The following is an 8,215-nucleotide window of genomic DNA, read 5'->3' as shown; positions in this document are numbered from 1 at the left end:
AGCCGAATGTGTGCGATGACCCGCCAACCATGACAGGATCAACATTCAAAGGAGGCTAGGTCCGGCCAACGACACTCACCCCAGCGACTCCAATGAGTTCGCAGGGATCATAAACGCAAATGGGGTCGAGGCTTATCGAAATGGCCCGCGCGGCACGCCGCCGGGGGACCCTACTTCCCGCAATAGTGGTCGTTGATGTCGTTCACCGCATTCGCGTCCGGTCCGACGCGGTGATACGCGCAAGCGCCCGCCGCCGTGTTGGTCATCTGCTGGTCGTAGTAGCGCGGACCACCGAACAGCGTCTCGATAATGTCGTCGCTGGCCGGGACATAACGCTCATGCTCGACCACGCGGTAGCGATGTTCGCCGGCGGCAGCGGGACCCGCTATCGCGGCTGCCGCGGCAAGCATGAGCGCGGCGATTGCAAAATGTTTCGTCATGGCAGCGACCTTCCAGCAATTTGGACTTGCAGCATATCCAAAATCGCCAGCAGAGCAAAAGTTCCCGCAGCTGCTTTCATCCCAGCTAATGCAGGTGCCGCAGCTTGTCGGGATTGCGCATGACATAGATCGCCGTGATCCTGCCGTCCTCGATATCGAGCGCCGTGGTCTGGAGTTCGCCATCGACCTCCAGCGTGACGAAGCCCGGCAGGCCGTTGATGAAGCCGTAACGGATGAGCGTCGAGGGATTGTCTTTCAGCCACGACGCCACGGTCGCGTATTGCGTCATGACCGCCTCGAAGCCGAGCGCCGGCTCGGTCGCCGCCGGACGTTTGCCGCCGCCGTCGGCGTGGGCGGTGACATCGGCGCTCAGCATCGCGCCGAGCGCTTTCATGTCGCCGCTGCGCGAGGCGTTGAAGAAGGCCTCGGCGATCTCCAGCCCGCGCTCTCTCTCGACCTTGAAGCGCGGCCGCGCCTCGCGCACATGCTCACGCGCTCTGGCCGCGAGCTGGCGGCAGGCGGCTGCATCGCGCTCGATCTCGGCCGCGACCTCCTCGAACTGCAGGCCGAACACGTCGTGCAGCAGGAAGGCTGCGCGCTCGAGCGGCGACAGGCGCTCCAGCGCCAGCATCAGCGGCAAGGTGACGTCCTCCGCCTCGTCTTCCTCCACCAGCGGCTCAGGCAGCCACGGGCCGACATAGGTCTCGCGCCGATGCCGCGCGGATTTGAGCTGGTCGAGGCAAAGCCGGGTGACCGTGCGGCGCAGGAACGCCTCGGGCTGGCGCACCTCGGCGCGCTCGGTCCGCATCCAGCGGATGAAGGCCTCCTGCACCACATCCTCGGCATCGGCGACCGAGCCCAGCATGCGGTAGGCGACCCGCATCAGCTTCGGGCGCAGCGGTTCGAAGTCCGCCGCCGCGCCCGTCAATGCCGGCTCCGGCGTCAAGCCGCGACCGCCTTGCTGGCAGCCTGGGCGGCAGCCGCCTTGTTGGAGGCTTTGATGGCCGCCGGATCGACAAAACCGCCGAAGCCGACGGCGATGCGGTTCCAGCCATTGATTATGTTGATCATCAATGTGAGCTTCACGCGCTCCTCCTCGGAGAAATGCGGCTTCAGCGCTTCATAGGCCGCTTCATGCGTATGGCCTTCTGAGATTCTGGTCAGCGCTTCGGTCCAGCCGAGCGCCGCGCGCTCGCGATCGGTATAGCACGGCGCCTCGCGCCAGGCCGACAAGAGATAGATGCGCTGCTCGGTCTCGCCGCGCTCGCGGGCATAGGTCGAATGCATATTGATGCAATTGGCGCAGCCATTGATCTGCGAGGAACGGATCTCGATGAGCTCGGCCAGCGCCGGATCGAGGCTGCCGGCGATGGCCAAAGAGGCACGATGCCACTCCTTCATCAGCGAAGGGGCGGCGGCAAGGGGGTCAAGTCTGACAGTCATGGGTCGGTTCCTTTCGTTGCTTCCGACCTCAAGACGAGCGAGGCTTGGCCCGATGTGACATCGGCGCCGGAAATTTTCGCCGCCGTGCCGCTTATCCGGACCGCGGAAAAATAACGGCAACCGCGACGGCGGATTTTCGACAGTGGCCCGCTCCGATGCCGGATATCCTGCATTCGTTCGGCCACCAGCCCGGAGGCCTGAGGAATTGCCCGATGACAGCCAGAGTGATCGTCCTCGACGCCAAGCCGCTGGGCACGGAAGATGTCGCCGAGATCGCGCGGCGCGACGCCCGGCTCGTGCTCGGCGAGGAAGCCATGCGCCGCATCCGCGCCAGCCGCGCCCTGATCGAGCGTCTCACCCAGCTCGGCAAGCCGCTCTATGGCGTCACCACCGGGCTCGGCGCCTGTGTCGACACGCCGCTTGCCGAGGCCGACCTGATCGCCTTCCAGCACAGCGTGCCGCTCAGCCACTCGATGGGCGCCGGGCCGTCACTGCCGACCGAGGCGGTGCGGGCGCTGATGGTCGCGCGCATCTGCGGCATGGCGGCAGGCGGCACCGGCACATCGGAAGGCGTGGTGCTCGGCCTGCTCGCCGCGCTCAACGCCGGCGTCCATCCGGTCATTCCGAGCTGGGGATCGGTGGGCGCCGCCGACCTTGCGCCGCTCGGCCATCTGGCGCGGGCGCTGCGCGGCGACGGCGAGACGGAATATCAAGGCCGGATCATGCCGTCAGCCGAAGCGCTCAAGCTTGCAGGGCTCGAACCTCTCGACCTGCGCGAGAAGGATGGCCACGCCATCATCGTCGCCAACAGTCTCTCGACCGGAACGGCGTGCCTTGCCCTGGAGGAGGTCGCCTGCCTGATCGATTGGTCGCTGGCGGCGGTGGCGCTGAACTACGAAGCCTTCCGCGCGTCGCTCAAGGCCATCGATGAGGATGCGCTTGCGGCGCGTCCGGCCTTCGGCCAGCGCGAGATCGGCGCGCGGCTGCGGGCAGAGCTTTCCGGAAGCGGGCTGTGGCAAGACAACGCCGCGCGGCGGCTCCAGGATCCGCTCAGCTTCCGCTGCGTGCCGCAAGTGTGGGGCGGGCTGCTCCATGCCTATGAGCAGGCCAAGCTGGCAACCGAGATCGAGCTCGGCCATTCCGGCGACAATCCGGTCATCCTGCCCGAGGCCGAACGGGTCGTCTCCAACGGCAATTTCGACCTGACCGCCTTCACGCTGACCTGGGAAAGCCTCGGCCAGGCGCTGGCGCATTGCGCGGTCGGCACCGCCAACCGCTCGATGAAGCTGATGTCGCCGACGGTTGCGGAGCTGCCGCGCTTCCTGTCGGCCAGAGGCGGCAGCCGCCAGGGCTATGCGGAACTGCAGAAGCCGGTCGCCGCGCTCGAAGCCGAGATCCGTCACCTCGCCAATCCGATGTCGCTCAGCCCTCTCGCCATCTCGGATGGCGTCGAGGACCAGTCGTCGATGGCGCCGCGCGTGGTCGCCAAGACGGCAGCGATCATCGAGCGGCTGCGCTATCTGGTGGCGATGGAATTGATCTTCGCCGCGACCGGCGTCGAGTTGCGCGGCGTGCTGGACTCGATGGGCGACGGCCCGCGGCGCAGCTATGAGGCCGTGCGGGCGCTCGTCGCCCCGCTCGACGATGATCGCGAAATGAGCGCCGACATGGCGCGCGTCGCCAGGATGGTCGCGGGGCCGCGGCTGTAGCGCAGGCCCGCTGCAAGTCTCAGTGGTAGTAGATACCGCCGTCGACGTTGAGCGCCTGACCGGTGACGAAGGCCGAGAGATCCGAAGCGAAAAACAGCACCGGGCCGATGATGTCCTCGGGCGCGCCGAGGCGCTTCAGCGCCGCGACATCCTCCCAATGGCGGATCGCCGCTTCGCTGCCCAGATTGTTCTTGCCCATCTCGGTCAGGATGATGCCTGGGCAGATCGCGTTGACGGTGACGCCGTCCATGCCAACCTCCTGCGCCAGGACACGCGTCAGCGTGATCACCACCGCCTTCGTCGCGGCGTAGTGGCCCTGCGTCGGCACGCCCTGCCGGCCGGCGATCGAAGCGATGTTGATCACCCTGCCCGATTTCCTGGCGCGCATATGCGGCAGCACCGCCTGGCACATCATCAACACGCCCTTGGCGTTGACGTCGAAATGCGCGTCCCAATTGGCCTCGTCCAGATCCTGCAGCAGGCTGGGCTTCAGGATGCCGGCATTGTTGACCAGCACATCGATGCTGCCCGCAGCCTTGAGCAGCGCCTGCGCGGTCGCTTCGATGTCCTTCTTCTTGCTGACATCCATCGTGTAGACATAGGCCTTGCGGCCGGCCGCCTCGATCTCGCTTTTGGTCACGTCAAGCTCCGCCGCCTGCGACGGCAGATCGGTGATGGCGACGTCGAAGCCCGCTTCGGCGAGCCCTTTCGCGAGCGCCCTGCCGATGCCGCGGCTGGCGCCGGTGACGAGAGCCGTCTTGCCCTTGGCCTCAGGGAGAATTGTCATGCTGCTTCCACCTTTGATGTCTTGACCGGAAGCGCGTTCATCGCCGCGACCGTGTCGTCGAATGAAACGAGTTTGCCGTCGGAGCCGAGCCCCATCGCCACCTTGGCGGCGACCGCGCTGGCAAAGCGCGCGGACTGTTTCAGGTCCCAGCCCTTGACGATGCCGACGATGATGCCGGCCGTGAAGGAATCGCCGCAGCCCGTGGTGTCGAAGACCTCGACCTCGAAGGCCGGCAGATGGAAATCCTCGCCATGCTCGGGTGAGACATAGACGCCGCCGGCGCCGAGGGTGAGGATGCAGTTCCTCACGCCCCTCGCCTTGAAGAAGGCGGCGACGCGGGCCGGATCGCGGTCGTGCGCCATCTCGCCGGCCTCGTCGATGCTGGGCACGAAATAGTCGATATAGGGAAGGCACGGCTCTACCAGCTTCCAGGTCTCCGGCGTCGCCTGGATCAGATCGAAGGTAGTGACGCGGCCAAGCGCCTTGGCGCGCTTCAGCAGTCTGACCGTCGGCTCGCCGTCAAAGCGCTTCAACAGGCCGGTGCCGCCGACATGGACCACGGTCGCGTCGAGCGCGGCATCGAGATCGGCATCGGCGACCTCGAACAAGGCGGCTGTGCCCGGCACATGCAGCGCGGGACGCTCGCCGTTCGGCCGCACCGGCAGGATGGTGGACGAAGTCTGGACGCTGCCGTCGCGACGCACGAGGCTCGTCTCCAGGCCGTATTTCTTCAGCTTGGCGAGGAACCAGTCGCCCATGTCGTCAGTGCCGAGCGTGGTGACGGCCCGCGTCTTCAGGCCGAGGATGGCGCAGTCCATGCCGGTCGCGCCGGCCGTGCCGGCGACGGTCATGCGGATCTCCTCGATATAGTCGGCGCGGCCGCCTTGGGGAATGCGCGAGACCGGCCGTCCCAGGATGTCGAGGACGTAGAAGCCGATCGAGCTGACGTCGAACTGGGGCATGGTTGACTTGACCTTTCGAACTCAATGGGCGGCGCGGCGCAGGCCAAAGCTCGCGGCCAGCACCAGGAAGACCAGCACGCCGATGCCGACCTGCTGCCAGTAGAAATTCCAGCCGACGAGCAGCAGCCCGTTCTTGACGATGGCGAGCAGCAGCACGCCGAGCAGCGTGCCGATGACCGAGGGCTTGCGCTCGCGGCTGAGCGTCGTGCCGATGAAGGTGGCGCCGATCGCATCGAGCAGGAAGGCGTTGCCGGAGAGCGGCACGTAGGATTTCACCGTTGCCGACAACAGAATGCCGGTGACGCCGGCGAGCAGCGCGCACAGCACATGCACCATCGACAATTCGCGCGGCACGCGGATGCCGGAATACCAGGCCACGCCCGGCTGCGCGCCCATCGCCTGGACATAGCGGCCGAACACCGAACGATGCAGCAGGAGATGGACCGCGACGGCGAGCACGATCAGCACGATGACCGGGGTCGGTATCCCGAACAAAGCGGTGCGGGCGATGGCGTTGAACTGGTCGGCGGCATATCCGCTGGTGAGATAGATCGGCTGGCCGCCGCTGGTGGCGAGCTGCTGCGTGCTCTGGCCGATGAAGAGCACGCCGAGCGTCGCCAGGAACGGGCTGATGTTCAGCCTTGTGATCAGGATCGCGTTGAGGATGCCGACGATCAACGCAGCGCCGAGCCCACCGGCGACGCCGACCACGCCGCTGTAGCCGGCGGCCAGAAGCATGACGAAGATCATGCTTGCCATGTCGACCGAGACACCGACCGAGAGATCGATGCCGCCCGACGAGATGACGATGGTAAGGCCCAGCGCCACGATCGCCAGCATGACGACGTTGTTGACCAGCACGTTGAAGAGGTTGGCCGGCGTGAGAAAGGTCGGGCTCGCCACGGCGAAGAAGATGACGATTGCCGCGAAGGCGATGAGCACGCTGTATTTGGCGAGGAAGCCGCGCATACTCGCCTTGGATGGGTTGTCGTTGGCCGAGACGCTCATCGCGAACCCTCCGAACCACGGGCAAAGGATGTGATGGCCACCACCAGCAGGATCAGCGCGCCCTGCACGCCGTTGACCCAGTAGCTGGAGACGTTGAGCAGCTGGAAGCCGTTCGCAAGCAGGCCGATGAACAGCACGCTGAGCAGCGTGCCGCCCATGGTCGGCACGAAGCGGCGGGAGAAGACGGTGCCGAGCAGCGCCGCCGCCAGCACCGACAGAAGCAGCTCGCCGGAACCGGGCGTGCTGGCCGACAGGCGCGAGACGGTGAGGATGCTCGCCACCGCAGCGCAGAAGCCGCTCAGCACATAGGTGAAGGAGACGTAGAAGGGCACGCTTATGCCGGCCGCGCGCGCTGCTTCCGGATGGCCGCCGACCGCGTAGAGCCTGAGCCCGAACGACGTGCCGTGGACGACCACGATCATAACAGCGGAGAAGACGATCAGCGCCCAGGCAAGCGCGGAGATGCCGAGGAAGCTGCCCGAAACCAGCACGCCGAGCAGCGGGGAGGATGCGCCGACGACCGTGTTCTGGGTGAGCGTGAGTTCCATGCCGGCCGCGACGTTGAGCACGGCAAGCGTTGCCAAGAGCGGCAGGATACCGAGGCCGACCACGGCAAGCGCGTTCAGCGCGCCGACCGCCATGCCGACGGCAATCGCCGCCATCACCGAGAGGAAATCGCCATAGCCCATCGACAGCAACGTGGCGTAAACGGCGGCGCAGAGCCCCATATTGGCGGCGATCGACAAATCGATGCCGCCTTCGGTGACGTCGGAGCCGCCGCCAATGATGACGGCCGTCATGCCATACGCGAGCACGCCAAGGATGGCCGATTGCTCGACAACGTTGATCAGGTTGAAGGTCGAGGTGAAGCCCGGCGCGAAGATGACGAAATAGGCCATGATCGCGGCAAAGGCGGCGATGGCGCCAAGCCGCACGACAAGCGCGCCAAAGCGACGGCCGGCGCTCTTGGCGGCGGCTTGCTTTTCGTCGGACACGCCGACTTCGGTGTGGAGGACCGTCGCGCTCATGCGGCCACTCCATCGGCGTTCGAGCGGGCGCCGGACGAAGCCGCGAGCAGCGCATCGCTATTCATCGCGGGACCGGAGAAGCTGCCGGCAAGCCTGCCGCGATAGACGACCAGCACGCGGTCGCAGACGCCGACCAGCTCGAGCAGGTCTGAGGACAAAAGCAGGATCGCCGCGCCCTCGCCGGCCAGGCGATTGAGGAGATTGTAGATCTCGACCTTGGCACCGACATCGACGGCTACCGTCGGCTCGTCCAGCACGTAGACCCGAGACTGGCAGCTCAGCCATTTGGCGATCGCCACCTTCTGCTGGTTGCCGCCGGAGAGCTCGCGCACCAGCGCGTCGCGATGCGGCGTCTTGATCGACAATTCCTTGATCAGGCCGTCCACAGCCTGGTTTTCAGCGCCACGGCTGACCATGCCGCTGCGCGAATAGCGGCGCAGGCTGGCCAGGGAGATGTTCTCACGCACAGACAGGCCAAGTGCCACGCCATGCGCGCGGCGGTCTTCCGGCAGCATGGCGATGCCGTCACGCACCGCTTTGACCGGCGTCGACAGCGACAGCTCCCTGCCCTCGACCTTGATCTGGCCGCCATCGGCGGTCTTGAGGCCGAACAGGCACTGGACGATCTCCTTGGCGCCGGAGCCGAGCAGGCCGGTGAGGCCGACGATCTCGCCGGCGCGCACATTGAAGCCGATGTTCTCGAAGCTGCCGCCAAGCCGCAGGTTTGAAACCTCCAGCACCGGTGCGCCAAGTTCGACCGAGCGCTTCGGAAACATCTCGCCGACATCGCGGGCGATCATCATCGCGATGATCTCGTCGATCGGCGTCTGCCGCGGAT

General features: G+C 66.1%; 9 protein-coding genes. 1 reads left to right on the top strand and 8 read right to left on the bottom strand.

The features are described from left to right. Positions 1 to 170: 170 nt before the first annotated feature. The 3 genes from EOD07_RS13815 to EOD07_RS13805 all read right to left on the bottom strand — a co-directional run bounded on the left by EOD07_RS13815 (position 171) and on the right by EOD07_RS13805 (position 1,883). Entirely contained in the window at positions 171 to 440 is a 270-nt protein-coding gene (locus tag EOD07_RS13815; RefSeq protein ID WP_040980126.1) for a hypothetical protein, read from the bottom strand. A gap of 85 nt (positions 441 to 525) precedes the next feature. Beyond that, positions 526 to 1,323, bottom strand: a complete 798-nt coding sequence (locus EOD07_RS13810; protein WP_245470130.1) for a sigma-70 family RNA polymerase sigma factor — start codon at positions 1,321 to 1,323, stop codon at positions 526 to 528. Between the two features lie 59 nt (positions 1,324 to 1,382). Further along, positions 1,383 to 1,883, bottom strand: a complete 501-nt coding sequence (locus EOD07_RS13805) for a carboxymuconolactone decarboxylase family protein (RefSeq protein ID WP_127235856.1) — start codon at positions 1,881 to 1,883, stop codon at positions 1,383 to 1,385. Between the two features lie 212 nt (positions 1,884 to 2,095). On the opposite strand from EOD07_RS13805, the gene hutH reads away from it, so the two are divergent. Then, entirely contained in the window at positions 2,096 to 3,592 is a 1,497-nt protein-coding gene (gene hutH / locus EOD07_RS13800) for a histidine ammonia-lyase (RefSeq protein ID WP_127235855.1), read from the top strand. 19 nt (positions 3,593 to 3,611) lie between these two features. On the opposite strand, the gene EOD07_RS13795 is transcribed toward hutH, so the two are convergent. From EOD07_RS13795 to EOD07_RS13775, 5 genes are all read right to left on the bottom strand, one after another. Then, complete coding sequence (locus EOD07_RS13795; RefSeq protein ID WP_127235854.1) at positions 3,612 to 4,379, bottom strand: SDR family NAD(P)-dependent oxidoreductase; 768 nt, start codon at positions 4,377 to 4,379, stop codon at positions 3,612 to 3,614. Further along, entirely contained in the window at positions 4,376 to 5,341 is a 966-nt protein-coding gene (locus EOD07_RS13790) for a sugar kinase (protein ID WP_127235853.1), read from the bottom strand. Before EOD07_RS13790 ends, EOD07_RS13795 begins: the two co-directional genes overlap by 4 nt. A 21-nt stretch (positions 5,342 to 5,362) precedes the next feature. Then, on the bottom strand, positions 5,363 to 6,349 hold the full coding sequence (locus tag EOD07_RS13785; RefSeq protein ID WP_127235852.1) for an ABC transporter permease: 987 nt from the start codon (positions 6,347 to 6,349) through the stop codon (positions 5,363 to 5,365). Beyond that, entirely contained in the window at positions 6,346 to 7,377 is a 1,032-nt protein-coding gene (locus EOD07_RS13780; RefSeq protein WP_082048917.1) for an ABC transporter permease, read from the bottom strand. The genes EOD07_RS13785 and EOD07_RS13780 overlap by 4 nt, the downstream gene beginning before the upstream one ends. Further along, on the bottom strand, positions 7,374 to 8,215 hold an 842-nt coding region (locus tag EOD07_RS13775; protein WP_164772234.1), incomplete at its 5' end, for an ATP-binding cassette domain-containing protein. The genes EOD07_RS13775 and EOD07_RS13780, both read right to left, overlap by 4 nt.

The sequence above is a fragment of the Mesorhizobium sp. M2C.T.Ca.TU.002.02.1.1 genome (genome assembly GCF_003997225.1).
This window is presented reverse-complemented; position numbering and strand designations above follow the sequence as displayed.